Annotated in this window: 18 protein-coding genes; 13 read left to right on the top strand and 5 right to left on the bottom strand. The window is 69.3% G+C overall.

Features of this window, described 5'->3' with window-relative positions:
- The first annotated feature begins 11 nt into the window (after nt 1–11).
- The 5 genes from GKC29_RS24860 to GKC29_RS24840 all read left to right on the top strand — a co-directional run bounded on the left by GKC29_RS24860 (nt 12) and on the right by GKC29_RS24840 (nt 3,852).
- Nucleotides 12–656: a TetR/AcrR family transcriptional regulator gene (locus GKC29_RS24860; protein WP_155333123.1), complete on the top strand. Its 645-nt coding sequence runs from the start codon at nt 12–14 to the stop codon at nt 654–656.
- Entirely contained in the window at nt 653–1,468 is an 816-nt protein-coding gene (locus GKC29_RS24855; protein ID WP_155333122.1) for a 2-keto-4-pentenoate hydratase, read from the top strand. The genes GKC29_RS24860 and GKC29_RS24855 overlap by 4 nt, the downstream gene beginning before the upstream one ends.
- Nucleotides 1,468–2,406: an acetaldehyde dehydrogenase (acetylating) gene (locus GKC29_RS24850; protein ID WP_155333121.1), complete on the top strand. Its 939-nt coding sequence runs from the start codon at nt 1,468–1,470 to the stop codon at nt 2,404–2,406. The genes GKC29_RS24855 and GKC29_RS24850 overlap by 1 nt, the downstream gene beginning before the upstream one ends.
- A complete protein-coding gene (gene dmpG / locus GKC29_RS24845; RefSeq protein WP_155333120.1) occupies nt 2,403–3,437 on the top strand; it encodes a 4-hydroxy-2-oxovalerate aldolase in 1,035 nt (344 codons plus the stop codon). The genes GKC29_RS24850 and dmpG overlap by 4 nt, the downstream gene beginning before the upstream one ends.
- Before the next feature lie 136 nt (nt 3,438–3,573).
- Complete coding sequence (locus GKC29_RS24840) at nt 3,574–3,852, top strand: hypothetical protein (RefSeq protein WP_155333119.1); 279 nt, start codon at nt 3,574–3,576, stop codon at nt 3,850–3,852.
- 84 nt (nt 3,853–3,936) lie between these two features.
- Here GKC29_RS24840 and GKC29_RS24835 read toward each other — a convergent pair whose 3' ends face one another.
- Nucleotides 3,937–4,557 (bottom strand): TetR/AcrR family transcriptional regulator, encoded by a 621-nt coding sequence (locus GKC29_RS24835; protein WP_196255716.1) that lies wholly within the window; start codon nt 4,555–4,557, stop codon nt 3,937–3,939.
- A gap of 98 nt (nt 4,558–4,655) precedes the next feature.
- Here GKC29_RS24835 and GKC29_RS24830 point away from each other — a divergent pair, with 98 nt between their 5' ends.
- From GKC29_RS24830 to GKC29_RS24820, 3 genes are all read left to right on the top strand, one after another.
- The gene (locus GKC29_RS24830; RefSeq protein WP_155333117.1) at nt 4,656–7,859 is read left to right on the top strand and encodes a bifunctional cytochrome P450/NADPH--P450 reductase; all 3,204 of its coding nucleotides are present in this window, start codon (nt 4,656–4,658) and stop codon (nt 7,857–7,859) included.
- Between the two features lie 94 nt (nt 7,860–7,953).
- A complete protein-coding gene (locus tag GKC29_RS24825; protein ID WP_155333116.1) occupies nt 7,954–9,003 on the top strand; it encodes a zinc-binding dehydrogenase in 1,050 nt (349 codons plus the stop codon).
- 454 nt (nt 9,004–9,457) lie between these two features.
- Nucleotides 9,458–9,760: a DUF4193 domain-containing protein gene (locus GKC29_RS24820; RefSeq protein WP_155334328.1), complete on the top strand. Its 303-nt coding sequence runs from the start codon at nt 9,458–9,460 to the stop codon at nt 9,758–9,760.
- Between the two features lie 9 nt (nt 9,761–9,769).
- Here the strand turns inward: GKC29_RS24820 and GKC29_RS24815 are convergent, their stop codons facing one another.
- The gene (locus GKC29_RS24815; RefSeq protein ID WP_155333115.1) at nt 9,770–9,988 is read right to left on the bottom strand and encodes a hypothetical protein; all 219 of its coding nucleotides are present in this window, start codon (nt 9,986–9,988) and stop codon (nt 9,770–9,772) included.
- Nucleotides 9,989–10,778: 790 nt separating this feature from the next.
- On the opposite strand from GKC29_RS24815, the gene GKC29_RS24810 reads away from it, so the two are divergent.
- Nucleotides 10,779–11,273, top strand: a complete 495-nt coding sequence (locus tag GKC29_RS24810) for a GNAT family N-acetyltransferase (RefSeq protein WP_155333114.1) — start codon at nt 10,779–10,781, stop codon at nt 11,271–11,273.
- A 352-nt stretch (nt 11,274–11,625) separates the two neighbouring features.
- Nucleotides 11,626–12,351 (top strand): DUF3592 domain-containing protein, encoded by a 726-nt coding sequence (locus GKC29_RS24805; protein ID WP_155333113.1) that lies wholly within the window; start codon nt 11,626–11,628, stop codon nt 12,349–12,351.
- A 282-nt stretch (nt 12,352–12,633) separates the two neighbouring features.
- Here GKC29_RS24805 and GKC29_RS24800 read toward each other — a convergent pair whose 3' ends face one another.
- Nucleotides 12,634–13,074 (bottom strand): VOC family protein, encoded by a 441-nt coding sequence (locus GKC29_RS24800; protein ID WP_155333112.1) that lies wholly within the window; start codon nt 13,072–13,074, stop codon nt 12,634–12,636.
- 15 nt (nt 13,075–13,089) lie between these two features.
- Entirely contained in the window at nt 13,090–13,344 is a 255-nt protein-coding gene (locus GKC29_RS30160; protein ID WP_230688804.1) for a hypothetical protein, read from the bottom strand.
- A gap of 460 nt (nt 13,345–13,804) precedes the next feature.
- Here GKC29_RS30160 and GKC29_RS24790 point away from each other — a divergent pair, with 460 nt between their 5' ends.
- Nucleotides 13,805–16,129: a DUF4132 domain-containing protein gene (locus GKC29_RS24790; RefSeq protein ID WP_196255715.1), complete on the top strand. Its 2,325-nt coding sequence runs from the start codon at nt 13,805–13,807 to the stop codon at nt 16,127–16,129.
- Here the strand turns inward: GKC29_RS24790 and GKC29_RS24785 are convergent.
- A complete protein-coding gene (locus GKC29_RS24785) occupies nt 16,073–16,354 on the bottom strand; it encodes a hypothetical protein (protein WP_155333110.1) in 282 nt (93 codons plus the stop codon). The two genes, GKC29_RS24790 and GKC29_RS24785, sit on opposite strands and share 57 nt — an antisense overlap.
- A 256-nt stretch (nt 16,355–16,610) precedes the next feature.
- Here GKC29_RS24785 and GKC29_RS24780 point away from each other — a divergent pair, with 256 nt between their 5' ends.
- Entirely contained in the window at nt 16,611–17,156 is a 546-nt protein-coding gene (locus tag GKC29_RS24780; protein WP_155333109.1) for a hypothetical protein, read from the top strand.
- 246 nt (nt 17,157–17,402) lie between these two features.
- The gene (locus tag GKC29_RS24775) at nt 17,403–18,269 is read left to right on the top strand and encodes an NAD(P)-dependent oxidoreductase (RefSeq protein WP_196255714.1); all 867 of its coding nucleotides are present in this window, start codon (nt 17,403–17,405) and stop codon (nt 18,267–18,269) included.
- The last annotated feature ends 116 nt before the right edge of the window (nt 18,270–18,385 follow it).

Genomic DNA, 18,385 nt, shown 5'->3' with positions numbered 1-18,385 from the left:
GGAAGGGTGCGATGACGGAATCTCGCAGCGAACGCAAGCGCCGGGCCAACGGCGAGGAGTCCCGCCGCCGCATCCTCGACGCCGCCGCCGAGGTGGCCGGCGTGCGCGGCTACGACGGCACCAGCATCGCCCTGGTCAGCGAGAAGTGCGGCCTGCCCGCCAGCTCGATCTACTGGCACTTCAAGAACAAGGACGACCTCCTCGCCGCGGTCATCGAACGCAGCTTCGACATCTGGGCCGACGCGCTCACCCTGCCCGGCGACGACACCGACCCCGCACGGGAACGCGTCGCGGCGCTGGCGGGGCAGGTCGCCAAGACCCTGCTGGACTCGCCCGACTTCCTCCGCCTCGGGCTCATGCTCACTCTCGAGCGCCGCCCGGAGGAGCCCAGCGCCCGCCGCATGTTCCTGCAGGTCCGGAACACCGCCCGGGCGCGGCTCGCCGCCGTGCTCGCCACCCTCGCCCCGGACGCCGACCGCGACGCGATCGACCTGGTCACCACGTACGCCATCGCCGGCGCCGACGGGCTCTTCATCGCCAAGGAGATCGGCGGCGACAGCATCGATCTCATGCCGCTGTTCGACCTGCACGCCCGCGCCCTCTACGACGCCGTCACCCGCCTGACCGGCCGCAGCGCGGCCACGGAGATCCCATGACCAACGGCGCCACCGATCCCGTCGCCGCCGCCTACCGCCGGTTGCGCACCGCCGCGCAGAACCGCACCCCCTGCCCGCCGCTCCGCGACCTGATCGGCCCCGACGACGAGACCCTCGCCTACGCCGTCCAGCATCGGCTGACCGAGGCCCGGATCCGGGACGGCGGGCGGACGGTCGGGCGCAAGGTCGGGCTCACCTCGCCGGCCGTGCAGCGGCAACTCGGCGTCGACCGGCCCGACTTCGGCATGCTCTTCGACGACATGGCCTGTGCGGAGTCGGCGCCGATCAGCCTCGACCGGCTGCTGCAACCCCGCGTCGAGGCCGAGATCGCCTTCGTTCTCGCCGACGACGTCACCGACCCCGGCGTCACCGCCGTCACCGTGCGGCAGCGGGTCGCCTACGCCCTGGCCGCACTGGAGATCGTCGACAGCCGCATCGCCGGCTGGGACATCAGCTTCGCCGACACCGTCGCCGACAACGGCTCCAGCGGACTGTTCGTCCTCGGCGCCGACCGGGTGCCCCTCGACGCCGTCGAACCGGTGGCGGTCCGGATGACCATGACCGTCAACGGTGTCCCCGCCTCGACCGGTTCCGGCGCGGCGTGCCTCGGCGACCCGCTGGAGGCCCTCGCCTGGCTCGCGCAGACGGCCCTGGCCCACGGCGACCCGCTGCGCGCCGGCGAGGTCGTGCTGTCCGGCGCGCTCGGGCCGATGGTTCCGGTCACCCCCGGCATGCAGGTCCACGCTCACCTCACCGGCCTCGGCAGCGTCGAGGCCACGTTCACCACCCCCGTCACGGAAGGCGGCAGTTGATGTCGCGTACGAAGGTCGCCGTCATCGGATCCGGCAACATCGGCACCGACCTGATGATCAAAGTTCTGCGCCTGTCGGACACGCTGGAGATGGCCGCGATGGTCGGCATCGACCCGGCCTCCGACGGCCTCGCCCGGGCCCGCCGCCTCCGCGTGCCGACCACCGCCGACGGCGTCGCGGGCCTCATCGCGATGCCTGACTTCGCCGACATCGCCGTGGTCTTCGACGCCACGTCGGCGAGCGCGCACCGGGCGAACGCCGCTGCCCTCGCCCCGTACGGCAAGACGCTCGTCGATCTGACCCCGGCGGCGGTCGGCCCGTACGTCGTACCCGCCGTCAACCTCGACGCGCACCTCGGCGCCGGCAACCTCAACATGGTCACCTGCGGGGGACAGGCCACCATCCCGGTCGTCGCGGCCGTGTCCCGGGTGACACCCGTGCCGTACGCCGAGATCGTCGCCTCCATCGCCTCCCGGTCCGCCGGTTCCGGCACCCGCGCCAACATCGACGAGTTCACCGAGACCACGGCCGCCGCCATCGAACAGGTCGGCGGCGCCCGGCGCGGCAAGGCCATCATCATCCTCAACCCCGCCGAGCCGCCGATGATCATGCGCGACACCGTGCAGTGCCTCATCGGCCCCGCCGACCACGAGACCGTCCGCGCCAGCATCGAACAGATGATCAAAGAGGTCGCCGCGTACGTTCCCGGCTACCGGCTCAAGCAGCCCGTGCAGTTCACCCCACTGGCACCGGACGAACCGGTCCACACTCTGCTGCCCGACGACACGACACCGGTCACCACCAAGGTGAGCGTCCTGCTCGAGGTCGAGGGCGCCGCCCACTACCTTCCCGCGTACGCCGGCAACCTGGACATCATGACCTCCGCGGCACTCCGGGTCGCCGAGCGCCTCGCCGCAGCACAAGGAGCGAACCGATGAACACCACCGCGCCCCAGCGTCGTCTGTTCATCCTGGACGTCACCCTCCGCGACGGCATGCACGCCACCCGGCACCGCATCACCCCGGCCGACGTCGCCCGGATCGTCACCGCCCTCGACGCTGCCGGCGTGGACGGCATCGAGGTCGCTCACGGCGACGGGCTCGCCGGCGGCAGCCTCACCTACGGCCCCGCCAGCCACACCGACCGGCAGTGGATCGAAGCCGCCGCGGCCGCAGTCACCCGCGCCCGCCTCACCACCCTGCTGCTGCCCGGCATCGGCACCATCCACGACCTCAGACAAGCCCACGCGCTCGGCGTACGGTCGGTCCGCGTTGCCACCCACTGCACCGAGGCCGACATCGCCGCCCAGCACATCGCCACCGCCCGCGAACTGGGCATGGACGTTGCCGGCTTCCTCATGATGAGCCACCTCGCGGAACCCGGACAGCTCGCCGCTCAGGCCAAGCTGATGGAGTCCTACGGCGCCCACTGCGTGTACGTCACCGACTCCGGCGGGCGGCTGACCATGGACGGCGTCCGCGACCGGGTCCGCGCCTACCGGGACGTCCTCGACCCGGGCACCGAGATCGGCGTCCACGCCCACGAGAACCTGTCCCTCTCGGTGGCCAACAGTGTCGTCGCCGTCGAGGCGGGCGCCACCCGCGTCGACGCGTCCCTCGCCGGCCACGGGGCCGGCGCCGGCAACTGCCCCATCGAACGGTTCGTCGCCGTAGCCACCGTGCAAGGCTGGCAACACGGCTGCGACCTGTTCGCTCTTCAGGACGCCGCCGACGACCTCGTCCGCCCGATGCAGGACCGGCCTGTCCGCGTCGACCGCGAGACCCTCACCCTCGGCTACGCCGGCGTCTACTCCAGCTTCCTCCGCCACGCAGAGACCGCCGCACGGCAGCACGGTCTCGACACCCGGGACATCCTGCTGGAAGTCGGCCGACGCAAGCTGATCGGCGGTCAGGAAGACATGATCGTGGACATCGCTCTCGACCTTGCCCGAGGACGATTGATCGGATGAGGTGACCCGACGACACCTGGGCCTCGTCATTCGTGGGCTGGGGATGGGGGAGCGGGTACTCGTCGTTGATTGAGGGCCCGCGCCCGCGGTCCCGAGTCGGCTGTTTCATTCGCGCCCTCCCGGGAAGCCGCCACGCATGTCTTCTGACCCTGGCGCGTCAGCGCGGCGCAACCTGGAGCGCGCGCGACGGTCGGTCCAACAGATCCACAAGGCTGCCGTCCGGCACCGCGACCCGGTCCTGCACGACCTGGCGGGTGAGATCAGCGAAATCGCCATGATGTTGGGCCACGACGCCGGCCCGGTCCAGGACTGGCGGCCGTGCCCGGTCTGCGGGGCGCAGCCAGGGTCGCACTGCATCAACACGCCGGGGCGCCAGATGGTCAACGACATGCACCCCGAGCGGACCAGGCTCTAGCGAGCGCAGAGACGGCATCACGCGGCCCCTGATCAGCGCCGGGTGGGTGCCACTCTTGGCGTGGCGAAGCCACGTCGGCGGGCGTCAGGGAAGGCGCGCTTCGAGGCCCGCGATGAGGGTCTGCACCGCGAACTGGAAGCTGTCGGCCCCGTCCATGTCCGCGTTTGATGGAGCGCCCGACCCGGGGGCACTGGGTTGCATGGCGGCGAGGCGACCAAGGGTTCCGTTGCTCTCGGCGAGGAGGAAGCCCGAAAAGAGGCTGGAGAGGACTGCTCCGATCGGGGCAACCTGGGTGGGCGGCAGGCCTGCGCGGCTGAGGATGTCAATCAGTCCCGTCCAGAAGGGGTCTTCGGGCTCGATGAAGTCTGGGCTGGCCAGACTGTGCACGATGAGGTTGGGGTGTCGGTGCGCCAACGCCCGGAAGTCCTTCGCAAACCGGTGCAGTTGTTCCTGCCAGCTCCCGCCGTCGACGGGCGGCTGGAACTGTGCGGCGACGAGATTCTTGACGCCCCGTAGCAGCGCGGCCTTGTTCGGCACGTGGTGGTAGAGCGACATGGGATTCACCCCGAGCAGTGCGGCCAGCTTTCGCATGCTCAGCGCACCGATCCCGTCGGCGTCGATCAGCCGGAGAGCGGCGTTGTAGATGCCCTGCTCGGTGAGACGTGCGTCTCCTCGGCCGCCTACGGCCTGTCCAGTGGTAGCCATACACCGTATGGTAGCAGCAGCCATACGGTGTATGGCTGGCGTCCTGACACCGGATCCACTGGCTGGCGCCGCCGGCAGTGCTCAGGAAAGGAGTCCACGTGTCGAGCAACCTCACGTCCATCCCCGCCCCGCGAGGGGTTCCGATCGTCGGCAACGCGCTGCAGATCCCGTCCGACGGGCCGGCCGCCTTCTTCGAGGAGACGGCCGGTCGGTTCCCCGAAGGGATCTACCGGCTCGCGCTGCCCGGTCGCGAACTCGTCCTTGTGTCCGACCCGGACCTGGTGGCGGAGCTGTGCGACGAGTCGCGCTTCTACAAGCCGATCGACAAGCCGCACAGTGACGTGCGGGCGATCGCCGGCGACGGCCTGTTCACCGCGAGGCGGGACGAGCCCAACTGGGGTAAGGCCCACCGGATCCTGATGCCGGCGTTCAGCCAGCGGTCGATGAAGTCGTACTTCCCCGAGATGCTCGAGGTTGCCGACGCGCTGGTCGACAAGTGGCGGCGCAACGAGGGCAAGGACCTCGACGTCGTGGGCGACATGACCCGCCTGACCCTCGACACGATCGGCCTGACCGGCTTCGACTACCGCTTCAACTCCTTCAGCAGCGAAGAGGTCCACCCGTTCCTGCAGGCTTTGGCCGACTCGCTGAACGAGGCCATGGGGCGGTTGAAGCAACCACCCTTCGTCACCGCGATGCGGCGCAAGCAGATTCGGACCTTCGAGGAGAACGTTCGCGTCATGCAGTCCATCGTCGAGGAGGTCATCCGCGAGCGCCGCGCGGGTGGCGGCGATGACCGCCGCGACCTGCTCAGCCTCATGCTCAGCGCGGTCGACCCCGAGACCGGCGAGCCGCTGTCCGACGAGAACATCCGCAACAACGTGGTGACGTTCCTCATCGCCGGCCACGAGACCACCAGCGGTCTGCTCTCCTACGCCCTGTACCAGCTGCTGCGCAACCCGCACGTGCTGGCCCAGGCGTACGCGGAGGTCGACCGGCTGCTGCCCGGTGACACGGTGCCCAGCTACGAGACGATCATGAAGCTGAACGTGATCCCGCGAATCCTGGACGAGACCCTGCGCCTGTGGGGGCCCATCCCCGCGATCGCCCTGGCACCGTACGAGGACACGGTGATCGGCGGCAGGTACGCACTGCCGAAGGGCCAGCAGGTGATGGTCGTGATCCCGGCGCTGCACAAGCACCCCAAGGCATGGGACCGGCCGACCGAGTTCGACATCGACCGGTGGCTGCCGGAGAACATCGCCCAGCACCACCCGCACGCCTACAAGCCTTTCGGCAACGGCGAGCGGGCCTGCATCGGCCGGCAGTTCGCCCTCACCGAGGCCCGGCTCGCGCTGGCCCTGGTCCTGCAGCAGTTCGCGATCACCGACCCGAACGACTACCAGATCAAGGTCAAGGAGACGCTCACCCGCAAGCCGGACAACTTCCTGCTGCGGGTTCGCTCCCGCCAGCCGTACGAGCGATTCGGCACCGAGGTGCGGGCGGCGCAGGAGCCGCAGGCGCCAGCGGCCGCGGTGAACGCCGTCGGCGTCACGCTGCGCGTCGCGTACGGCTCGAACCTGGGCTCGTCGGAGGATCTGGCCCGCCAGCTGGCCGGCCGGGCTGAGCAGTCCGGCTTCGACACCACTCTGCTCACCTTGGACGAGCTGGCCGACAACCCGCCCAGCGACGGGATCCTGGTCGTGGTCACGCCCAGCTACAACGGCAAGGCCCCGGACAACGCCCAGCGCTTCGACGCCCTCGCCGCCGCCGGCGGACTGACGGCCGGATCGATGTCGCAGGTGCGGTTCGCGGTGCTGGGCAACGGCAACACGCACTGGTTGACCTACCAGGCCTTCCCCAAGCGGGTGGAGGCGGCGCTGCTGGCGGCCGGCGCCACGCCGATCGTGCCGCGCGGCGAGGTCGACGCAAACGGCGACTTCGACGGCATGGCAACCACGTGGTTGGCCGGACTGTGGACGGCTCTGGCCGAGCAGTACGGCGCGGACACCACCGCCACCGGAACACAGCTGTCGCTGGACGTCCTCAGCGAGGCGGAGGTACGCCCGGCGGTGGTCTCCGAGAAGGCATACCCGATCACGGTGGTGGCCAGCGAGGAGCTGGTCGGCGATCCGACCGGGCTGTGGGACTTCAGCGTGGAGGCGCCTCGGCCGCAGGCGCTGTCAATCACCGTGGAACTGCCCGAGGGGGTCGGCTACGAGACCGGCAACCACCTGGCCGTCTTCGGCAAGAACAATCCGGAACTGGTGGCTCGGGCGCTGCGGCTGCTGCGGGTGCCCCGTGACCAGGTGGTCCGGCTGCGCCGCGAGGACGGCGGCACCGGGACCCACCTGCCGATCGGCCAGCCGGTGACCGCGGAGCTGCTGCTGACAGAGTTTGTCGAGCTGCAGGAAGTAGCCACTCGTGCGCACCTGCGGGCGCTGGCCGAGCACACCCAGTGCCCGTGGACCGCCACCCAGCTTCAGGGGTATCTCGACGACACTGACGAGGCGAGCCGGCGCTACCAGGAGGAGATCCTCGGCAAGCGGGTCTCCGTGCTCACCCTGCTGGAGCGGTTCCCCGCCGTCGAGTTGCCGCTGGCCGTCTTCCTAGAGGTGGCCGGGCCGATCCGGCCGCGCTTCTACTCGATCTCGTCGGCTGCGATGGTGGAGCCGAACCGGCCGCGACTGACCGTTGGCCTGGTGGAGGGCCCGGCGCTCTCCGGCGACGGCGAGTACCGGGGGCTGGCCTCCCAGTACCTGGCCCGGCTGCGGCCCGGGGACGTGTTCTTCGGTTACGTACGCGTCCCGTCCCCGCCGTTCCACCCGCCGGCCGACCCGGCCACGCCGATGATCCTGGTCGGCCCCGGCACCGGCTTCGCTCCGCTGCGCGGCTTCCTTCAGGAGCGCGCCGCCCAGCAGGCGGGCGGTGTCCAGGTCGGCCTGTCGAAGGTGTTCTACGGCTGCCGGCACCCGGAGCACGACTGGTTCTACCGCGACGAGATGCGGGCCTGGGAGCAGGCCGGCGTCGCCGAGGTGCACCTGGCGTTCTCCACTGTGCCGGACCACCCGTACCGGTTCGTCCAGGACGCCATCACCGCCGACGGCGACGGCATCTGGGACGCACTGCAGAACGGTGCCCACGTCTACGTCTGCGGTGACGGCCGGCGGATGGCCCCGTCGGTACGCCAGGCGCTGGCCGACATCTACCGCAGCCACGCCGGTGGCAGCGGCGACGACGCTGAGAAGTGGCTCGACCAACTCGAGGCCGACGGGCGCTACCAGCAGGATGTCTTCGCCTGACCGCCCCGACGGCGCGGCGCGGGTCGCCGCATCCGACACACCCAAGCCCCGCGCGGTGGGGCCACCGCACGCACCGCGAGACAAGGAGAATGGCATGTCCACCATGCTCGCCGGCCGACTCGACTACAAGACGGGCGACTTCGCGATGGAGGAGGTACCCGTCCCGCAGCCGGGGCCGGGCCAGGTGCGGATCAGGGTCGCCGCGGCCGGCATCTGCCTGTCCGACGTTCACCTCATCGACGGGAGCCTGCGGCTGGAGACAGGGGTCGACAAGGTGACCCTGGGGCACGAGGTCGCCGGTGTCATCGACGCCGTCGGGGCGCAGGTGCCCGCCGAATGGCAGGTCGGGCGGCGCGTGCTGTTGCAGGCCGGCCAGCCCTGCGGCGCTTGCCCGCCCTGCCTCCTCGGGCGGGTCGCGCAGTGCCAGCACCCGTTGACCCGCGGGGTCGACTACGACGGCGGCTGGGCCGAGTACGCCATCGCCGACCACTTCACCCTTGTCGGCGTGCCCGACGACCTTCCCCTCGAGCAGGCCGCGATCATCCCCGACGCCGTCTCCACCCCGTGGGCGGCGATCGTCGGCACCGCCGACGTGCGTCCCACCCAGGCCGTCGGCGTGTGGGGTCTGGGCGGACTGGGCGCCCACGCCGTCCAGTTGCTGCGTCTCGTCGGGGCCGCTCCGATCGTCGCCGTGGACCCGATCCCGGATGCCCGGGCCCGGGCTCTCGCCCTGGGCGCCGACCACGTCCTCGACCCCGGCGCCGCCGACTTCGCCGACGAGGTACGCCGGATCACCGGCGGACGCGGCCTCGATTTCGCCTTCGACCTGGCTGGTGTCCCGCCGGTCTGGACCCAGGCCCAGCAGGTGCTCGCCATCGAGGGCCGGCTGGTTCTGGTCGGACTGTCACCCCAGCCGCTGACGATCCACCAGAGCACCCTGTTCAGCTACCTCAGGCAACAGGTCCGCGGCCACTACGGCAGCGTGCCCGAGCACGTCGAGCAGTTGGTCTCGCTGGTGGGCCACCACCGTCTCGATCTCTCCGGGTCGATCACCGATGTGTTTCCGCTGTCCGAGGCACCCCGTGGGGTCGAACGGCTGGTGAAGAAGGAGGGCAGCCCCATCCGGCTGATCCTCAAGCCCTGATACGTGCTGCGGTCACTGGCTGTGCCGGCAGGGGGCACCTGCCGGCACAGCCTGGACAAGGAAAGCGTTGTGGCCTGAGACAGACCGGCTTGACGCCCGTCCGATGTCCTTGATCTCGCTGATACCGGCGCCGTCAGCTAGCCGTCGACCAGCCTGGTCATCGTTGGCCCATAGCGCGCCGTCGAACCGCCGAAACGGCTACTGCAGGCCCATGAGCTGCTGAATCATGGTTCGGATTCTGCCAAGTATGGTCCACGCAGGTCAAAGGCCACTTTCCGGGCTTCGGGGGTGGCCTTTTTGCTGCCCGTACAGCAGCCCGGTCGCACTCATTGGCACGGTGGCGCGCACCCGCATCCAAGGGCGAGCTACCCTTCAGCGCTGTCATGAGCGCCACGACATGACCCTGCGGTCTACCGTCGTGACACTCATCAACCAAGCCGGAGAGGCCATCACGATGAGCAAACCCATCGATTACGACGCACCGCGCCGACCCGCCGTTGAGGTTGAAGAGGACAGCTTGGAGGAACTCAAGGCGCGCGGCGCGGCGGCGCAGTCAGCGACAGTCGACCTCGATGAGGCTGAGGCTGCCGAGAACTTCGAGTTGCCCGGCGCGGACCTGTCCGGCGAGGAACTGACCGTGGCGGTCGTGCCGGTGCAAGCGGACGAGTTTCGATGCGCGCGCTGCTTCCTGGTGCACCACCGCAGTCAGCTCGCCGCGCAGCCCGACGGCCGGGAGGTCTGCCAGGAGTGCTTCTGACGTCCACTGTCAGGGCGCCAGTTCCCGCCACTCCGGGCGACCACCCAGCCATGCGTCGGCGAGGATCTGCGCCGCCACCCGACTCGGACAGGGGTGTAGCTTCGACCTGCCTGCGACGCCGCCGGTCTGCGCCTCTACTTCCCATCGCTGGCCGTCGGTGCGGATGTAGACGTCGCGACGCCCCCGCAGACTCCGGTCCCCGTTCCACCAGTGACGCTCGATTCTCACCCGCTGACCGTATAGCACTGCCTGCGGAAAGACGACCGATGGCGATCTTGGGCAGAGGGCCGGCGTGATGGGGAAAATCGCGGATCGTGGGACGAGAGTCAGCGGCCCGCTGACCGGGCCGGCGCAGAACGCATCCGCACGGAGCGCCTCGTCCGCCGAGCCAGGGCCGCAGTGGCAGTCAGGACCGACAGGTCCTGAAGGAGCCGGACCAGCCTCAGCAACGCGAACGAGGTTCCGGTGCTCTGGCATGACCTGCAACACCTGGCCGGGATCTTCCGGCTGCTGGCCTACCTCGACCTGCCTGACGTTCGAGCCGACAGAGGCTGAACTCGCGCTGACGACGTGGGCGTTCCTGCCTGCCTCGATCGCCGAGGTGCATCATCCGTCGAGAGAGTCACCGAGCCGCTTCCGGACACGCTCGGGCGATTCGTCGATCCGGATCTGCAAACCGCCAGAGGTAGATCTGCGTACCGGACCCGTTCGTCGTAACCGTTGGCGGGCAGTCTGAGCGTCAGGCCGTCACGATGAACACCGATGTTCGTGCCAGGGCGGCCGGTCACAGCCGGCGGTGAACGCCTCGTTCAGAAGTCCATCCCGGGAACCTGAGCCCCGGGTAATCCGCTTCGGCGATCCGTCGGACAACCGCCAGGTGCGGCAACCACACGGACCGGCGGCTGATCTTCAGTGTCGGATGACAGGTGACAGTTCGCCGTCTGACAGGGCCTAGACGTCACACCGCGTCACCGGATACCGGGTTGCCTGCCCGCCACGCCTGCGGAACGCTCTCCGCATGATCAATACCCGTGTGCTCGGCGAGGGCGATTGGAAGATGTGGCGGGAACTGCGGCTCGCTGCGCTGGCGGAGGCCGGGTACGCCTTCGGCGCCCAGCTGGCGGACTGGCAGGGTGACGGCGACCGGGAAGAACGCTGGCGCGGGCGACTGGTTATCCCCGGCTCGTACAACATCTTGGCCATGCTCGACGGGCAAGCCGTCGGGATGGCCAGCGGGGTGCCCACCGACCACGACGGGGTCGTGGAGCTGATCTCGATGTACGTGGCACCCGCGGGACGCGGCCAGGGCGTGGGCGACCACCTCGTGCGGGCGGTCGAGCAGTGGGCCCGGCTGGTGGGCGCGCGGACGCTGCGGCTGGCCGTTGTAGAGGGCAACACGAACGCCTGGGCCCTCTACCAGCGAAACGGCTTCCGTGACACGGGTGAACCCGGCGACCTCATGCCCGACGGCGTGCGCCGCGAGCACATCATGGCCAAGAGCCTCGTCGGTTAGCGGTCGGCCATCGGTCGAGGGGCTCCGACCGGAGGCCGCACAGCCGGTAGCCAGCGGACGGGACATCGTGTAACCCATCAAGCGGAGCTACCGCGTAGGGAAATCTGCCCACAAGATCGCTCGCTTGCGGAGGCCGGAAGCGCGCCGCCAGCCAGCTCTGCACCGCTGAGGCTGGCGGCCATGGTGGGGAGGGCTGTACCGGCGCTTCGGCCGCGCCGCCAGCACCAGCCTGACATGGCTCCAATCCCTGCTGCCAACCCGCCCGACGGCCAGCGGCTGCACAGTCGCAGGGCTGAACCCTTCCCGAGGCGCGATGCCCGAGCCGTTGCCCACCGGGCCTATGCTGCCGGCCATGCAGCCACCGCGTGGTCTTCGGTGGGTGAACCCGCTGGGCACGGCGTATCTGGCGGCATTCACCGTCGCCGGGGCGGTCGGCGCCCTGGCGGGAACAACCTGGATCCGAGCCGACATCGTGGTCCTGCCTGGCACGCTACTGTGGTGCGGCGCCCTGATGGGGGCCGTGCTGGTGAGCGCGCCACCTCCCCGCATGGGCCTGCTGGTCATGGCCTGGCTGGTCAGTGCCTTCCTCATGTTCATGGCTGCTACGGGACTGTGGTCGGCGGTGCTCGCGCATCGTGGCGAAAAGGTCGACGCCACCGTCGTCGCCCTGCGGGACGGTGGGGAGAAGGGTCGCCACATTTATTACACCCTTGCGGATCCGGGCGGACGCCGTATCCCCGGCGAATTGGGGCAATGGCCAGGGAGCAGCATTGGCGCCTCGGACAACCCGGAAGGCTCAGTGGGGCAACGTGTCACGGTGGTGCAGGATCCCGAGGGCCTGGTCGACCCGCGCCTGCCTGAGGAGCTCACCGACAGCGAGGGCGTGTGGATTCTCGGGATGGTCGTCTTCGTCGTTGTCGCCGTGCTCTGCATGCTGGCCGGTCGACCCGAAGCCAACCATGACGCGCGAACAACACCCTCAGGTTCACCCCGGCGGCCAGCTGAACGCTCCGCTACCAAGACTGGCGGCCCCGCCGGGCGCAAGCGCGCCCGGCGGAGTAAGAACCAACACCGCTGATGCAGCCGAGCCGACCGACGACGACCGGCGATGACGACCTCTCCGTCGGACAGAGCAGCGAGGAGGCAGGTGCTTCCGGCTGGTTCCAACTGGTTGCGAGCGTGCCGCCGCTGCCACGGGCCGCTCCAGTTCCAACGATCCTCTTCCGGCCAGCGATAGCGGACGTAGCTCGGCGCATCGCCGTTGTGGTGCCCGCCTGGCCTGCCTGTCGCGCTGGACTGCGAGGCTCTCCGGCCGGGCAACCCAGCCGGCCCGACACCAGCCGGGCCCAGGGGTTCGCGGTCAGTCCGCCTTCTGCAGCTCTTCGGCGAACATCACGAGAATGCCGCTGGGACCGCGGAGATAGGTGAGTTTGTAGACGTCCTCGTACGTGGCGACGCCGCGGAGCGGGTGACAGCCGTGCCTGGCGGCGACCTCGAGGGCGGCGTCGATGTCGTCCACGGCTAAGCAGACGCGATGCATGCCGATGGTGTTCGGTTGGACGGGCTCGGCCTCGATCGCGTCCGGGTGCACGTACTGAAACATCTCGATGCGACCGCGGCCGTCGGGCGTCTGGAGCACGGCGATATCGGCGGTGTTGCCGTCCAGACCCACGGCGGTGTCAGCCCACTCGCCGCTGATCCGGGCGCGTCCGAGCACCGTCAGGCCGAGGTCGGTGAAGAAGGCGATGGCGGCTTCCAGGTCGCGGACGGCGATGCCGACGTTGTCGAGTCTGATGGACATGGATGCTCTCCTATGTCAAGGCACGGCCGGCACGAGGTTCCGGCCGTGATCGAAGGATGGGGTTTCGACGGTGTTGAAGACGGTACGGGTGCGGTTGTCAGTCCGTCGCCGACGACCCCGGGGACCGGTCAGGACGGTGGGAACGAACTCCAAGAGCTGGAGCCTGCCGTCGAAGGTGCGCGAGTCGACCATCCGCAGCGCCACGTCCGGCCATCCGTCGTAGATCCGGTCCCTGCCGGTCACGCCGTTGACGACGGGGAACACCACCACCCGGTGGCCCCCGGGCCCCACAGGCCCGGCCAGCCCTCGGCCGCACCGTACCCGTCGAGGGAGGTGATGTGGTCAACCATCAGTGTCGGCATGTCAGTGCCTTCCGTGTCGTGCCTGCGGGTTCCTCAACAGGATTGACCTGTCAACGCCGCGCGACTCATCGCGCCACGCCATCCAGGGCACCTCACGCCGGTCATGCGGGCCCCACCGGCCCGGGCGACCGTCGTGCTGTTAGCCCGTGTCATAAGGCTCGGAGGCAGGCCTGCTGCCGCGAGGTGGCTCGAATGTCGGTGTGCGGTTCTATGCTCCCGCCCGTGTTGATGACTATCGCGCAGCCGACTGAGCGGTTCGGCGGCCTGGTCCGGCCGACTGAGCTCGTCCGGCTGGTCGCGCTGGTGGGCGGATGATGTCGTCACCGTTGTCCAGGCATCGGGAGCAGGCACGTGACCTCATCCAGGGCGTGCGCTTCGACGATAACGAGGTGGTAGCCCGCCTGCGTCGGCACGTCCTGCCGACGCTTGACGACGAACGAGCCCTGTCGCTCTATGTTGTCCTGGTCGATCGGGCATCGGCGTTCCGGGGCTGGAGCTGGGGCGGCGCGCGGCTCTTTCTGGACCTGAACCGGCGTCTGCTGCCCTGGACGGCCGGCGACGTCCGGCTTCTCTTCGCGTTGACCATTGACGCGGCGTACCCGACCGACATCACTGTGCTCAAGGCTGCGGCTGCCGCGGCCGAGCAGCTCGACCCTGCCGAACGGACGCATTGCGTGGACAGCTTCCAGCAGGCATTGCGGCAAGTGGACGCGGGCTGGTACGGCTCAGGTGATCGGGCTCGTCTGCGGCTGCGGCTGAGGGCGCTGATCGAGTCCGCTTCCCCGTCTACTCCTGGCAAGGTCCAGACCGGTGTCATCCACGTCGAGGACGGCTGGAGCCGGGTGGCCGTCGAGCGGCTGTCGGCGGTGACCGCGGACGTGGACGTCGTCTCCAACCTGCTGGCACACGCCGGGACGATTCCCTCGGGTCCGCGGCCGAGCAAGACATGGCTCAAGCGGACCGGCGAACTGCTGGCCGACCGGCCTCGCGTGGTCGCCCTGGTACGTGAGCTGCTTGAACTGGCGCACACCTGCGAGCCCGCCGAAGTGGAGTCGTGGGGGTTCCAGTTCCCGCAGCGGATCGGTCCGAACAATGCGGACCTCGCCCGGGGGCTGCTGTGGGCTGCGGCCGCCAGCGGTGAGCCATGGCTGACGCCGCTGGTGCTGGCCCTACACGCCTCCGGACCCGAACCCAAGGTGCTCAACACCTGCATCGCGGTACTCGGCCGACGCGGCGACGCCGCGGCGATCGCCGGGCTGGTCCAGTTGCAGCGCACGACCCGCGACCGAGGAGAGCTCACCCAGATCGCGACCGCCCTCGACGAGGCGGCCGCCACCGCCGGTATCAGCCGCTCGGAGCTGACCGAACAGACCATCTCCGACGCCGGTCTCGACCGGCAGGGAAAGCGCCGGATCGTCCACGGTGATGTGACCGCCGTCCTCGCCATCGACGAATCCGCGAAGGTGACTCTGGTCTGGGAGCACGATGGTCGAAGGAGCGTCCGACCTCCCGCTCACGTCGACCCGGATCTGGTCCGCGCGCTCAAGCGCGACACCGCCGAGTTGAGAAAGCTGATCGCCGGTGAGCGTGACCGGCTTGAGGACCTGCTCGTCGAGGACCGCGAGTGGCCGCTGGACACGTGGCGGCAGCGCTACGCCAATCATCCGGTGACCGGCAGCCTCGCCAACCGGCTCCTGTGGCTCGTCACCGATGCCGGCCGGAGCGTGGCGGCGTTTCCCGCTGCGGACGGCCGGTTCACGCTCGCCAACGGCGACGTGATTGACCCGAGCGACCACGCACGGGTCAGGGTCTGGCACCCCGCCACCGCCGACCCCGACGAGGTCCGTGCCTGGCGCGCCCACATCCTGGCCCGGGAGCTGACCCAGCCGTTCAAGCAGGCATTCCGTGAGGTCTACCTGCTGACCCCCGCCGAGGAGGGGACCCGCATCTACTCCAACCGGTTCGCGGCGCACGTGCTGCGTTACCAGCAGACGTACGCGCTGATGAAACAGCGCCGCTGGGCTACCAACTACCTCGGGGGCTGGGACGGCGGCTACGACGGCGAAGCGAGACGGGACTTCGCGTCCCACGGGCTGCGTGCCGTGTTCTTCCACCAGCCGGCCGGCGACGAGGACGGCCACACGGTCCAGTACTGCACCACAGACCAGGTGCGGTTCCAGCGACTCCGCGGGCAGGACCGGGAACCGGTTCCACTGGCCGACGTCCCGCCGGTGGTCTTCTCCGAGGCCATGCGCGACGTCGACCTGTTCATCGGGGTTGCCTCGATCGCGACCGACCCGACCTGGTTCGACCGCGGCGCGGACCGCCACTTCGCCTACTGGCAGAGCGTCGCCTTCGGTGACCTCAGCGCCAACGGACAGATCCGCCGGCACGTCATCGAACACCTGCTACCCAAGCTGAAAATCAGGGACCGGGCGAGGCTCGATGGCAACTACCTGGTGGTCAACGGCCAGAAGCGCACGTATCGAATCCATGTGGGCAGCGGCAACATCCTGATGTCGCCGAACGACCAGTACCTCTGCATCGTTCCAGCGCGAGCGACGAAACCGACCGGAGTCCGCTTCTTGCCGTTCGAGGGCGACGACATGTTGGCCGTTGTGCTGTCCAAAGCACTCCTACTGGCCGACGACCACCGCATCACCGACCCGTCGATCGTGCATCAGATCCGCTGAGCGCGGATCGGCACGCTTCCGAACCGCCTCAGCCTCGCCCTTGGCGTAGGCGTAGGCGTAGGCGCACTCGGCGCACCGGGCGGACAGCTCCAGAAGCTTCGTCATCGGGCTGCCATGCTCGGATGGTTGGCACGGCATGACATGACCGTTCATCTCCGTCACCAGCGCCGGCCACTGGGGCCGACAGCGGCAGGTAGATTTCCTGGTCCTGAACAGCTTGATCACGTACGCTCCCGCACTCTGACGTTGAGGCGAGGAGCCTAGCGGGCGGTTGGACCATCGGACTCCGCCCCGAACCCCGGCCTCGGAACTCGGCGGACGGGGGCTGGGGGGATCTCCTCGGTCAGGCACCACGAGGGCTACCCGAGAACCCCGGCCACCCCAGGCCATCCATGGGCCAATATCGGGGCACGTAGCCGTTACATGCGGGCCGAGCCGCGCCCGGGCCATGCGGTGGTCAGCTCATCGCTACCCTGCCGGGATGGATGTCGACGAGCGCCTGCGGCGGACCCGTGGCTGGCTGTGGGTCGTGGTGGTGGGGCTGTTCCTGAGCGGGGTGACCGCGTTCCCGCTCGAGATCGAGGTGCGCTGGCTGCTGCGGGCGGCCGAACCGCTCGCCGATGAGGTGCCGGCGTTGGTCGGCTGGGTCGAGCGGGTCCACGTCGGGCTGGTGGAAACCGGAGACCGGTACCCGTTCATGCGGTACGGGACGGACTGGCTCGCGTTCGCTCATCTGGTGCTCGCGGTGGCGTTCTGGGGGCCGCTGCGCGACCCGGTGCGCAACGTGTGGGTGGTCCAGGTCGGCATGATCGCCTGCGCCGGGATCGTGCCGCTGGCGCTGATCTGTGGACCGGTCCGGGAGATCCCATGGTTCTGGACGGTGGTGGACCTGTCCTTCGCTGTCGGGGCGTTCCCACCGCTGTGGTTCGCCTACCGGCACATTCGGGTGGTCGAGGCGCAGCAGGCCTGGCAAACGGATGTGGCCGGCTCGTCGACGTCCGAGGCCTTCGGGCCGGCAGGTCCGTAGCGGCCGACGGCCGCCGGCGACACACGCACCGAAGCCCCTCCGCAACCTCGGACACGCACTCACCCGTACGGTCCGTGCTCCAGACGCCCGGCGGCCGCGGTCGCATCGAGATGGTCCAGTACGTGCATCCGGACGCGATCGAGGCCGAGCCCCGGTCCAACCGAACCGCACCCGTCGCCCGCCGGCCTGCTCATCGAGCGGGCGCCGGCTTGACCTAAAGCAAGGTTCATGTTCGAAGATCGAGCCATGGTCGACGTCGGGAAGTCAGCACCCAGGATCGCAGTCATTGGCACAGGGGCCATCGGTGGTGCGGTGGTACATCGACTGCTAGGAGATGGGCGCCACGTCACGGTGTGGAACCGTACCGAAGGCCGGGCGAGGGACCTGGTGGTCGCGGGGGCGCTGCCAGCGCGATCCGTCCGGGAGGCGGTGTCATCAAGCACCCTGGTCTTCCTGACCCTCAAGGACTACGCGGCGGTTGAGCAGTGCCTTGGCCAGCTCGACATGGACCTGTCGGGGCAGACCATCGTCGGGATGTACACGGGTAGCGCCAGCGAAGCCCGGCTGGCTGCCCAGCGGGTCGCTGGCCTAGGCGCGCAATACATCGACGCGGGGATCCAAGCCTCGCCCGAGGTGATCGGCACCGATGCCGCAACCATCCTGTACAGCGGATCCCCCGAAGCATTCGAGCAACACAGGGCGACCCTCGAGCTGCTGAGCAAGCCACGCTTCGTCGGTGAAGCGCCGGAAGCGGCCGCGGTCTGGGACCTCGCCCTCTTCGGAGTGTGGTACGACGCCCAGCTCGGCCTGCTACGAGCCCTTGAAACGGCACGCGCGGCTGGCATCAATGTGCTGGAGTTTTCTCGCACGGCGAGTACGCAGCTCGGCCACGTCGTTGCGGCGGTTCCCGCCACCGTCTCGGAGATGCAACAGGGCATCTACCCTGCGGGCCCCGCAGACCTCACGGAACATCTGACAGTCGTTCGCCACCTCATCGAACTGCGGGCGGGCCGACGGCTCAGCGATGGGGGGCTACCAGAGGTGGCAGCGAAAATCGAAGCGCTCATCGCCGACGGCCGCGGAGGCGAGGGCTTGACCGCGACGGCCGGGTAGCGTTCGGCCCACCGACACCCGCTGCTCCACATAGGCGCACCTGACCGGGCCGTAAGCAGTCACTTGGCCGACGAGCGGACGCTCTGAATCGGAGCCGGTCGAGGTGACACGTACCA

This window comes from Micromonospora sp. WMMC415, from assembly GCF_009707425.1.
Lineage (GTDB): Bacteria > Actinomycetota > Actinomycetes > Mycobacteriales > Micromonosporaceae > Micromonospora.
Note: the sequence above shows the minus strand (reverse complement) of the source record. Positions and strands in the feature narration are given on the sequence as shown.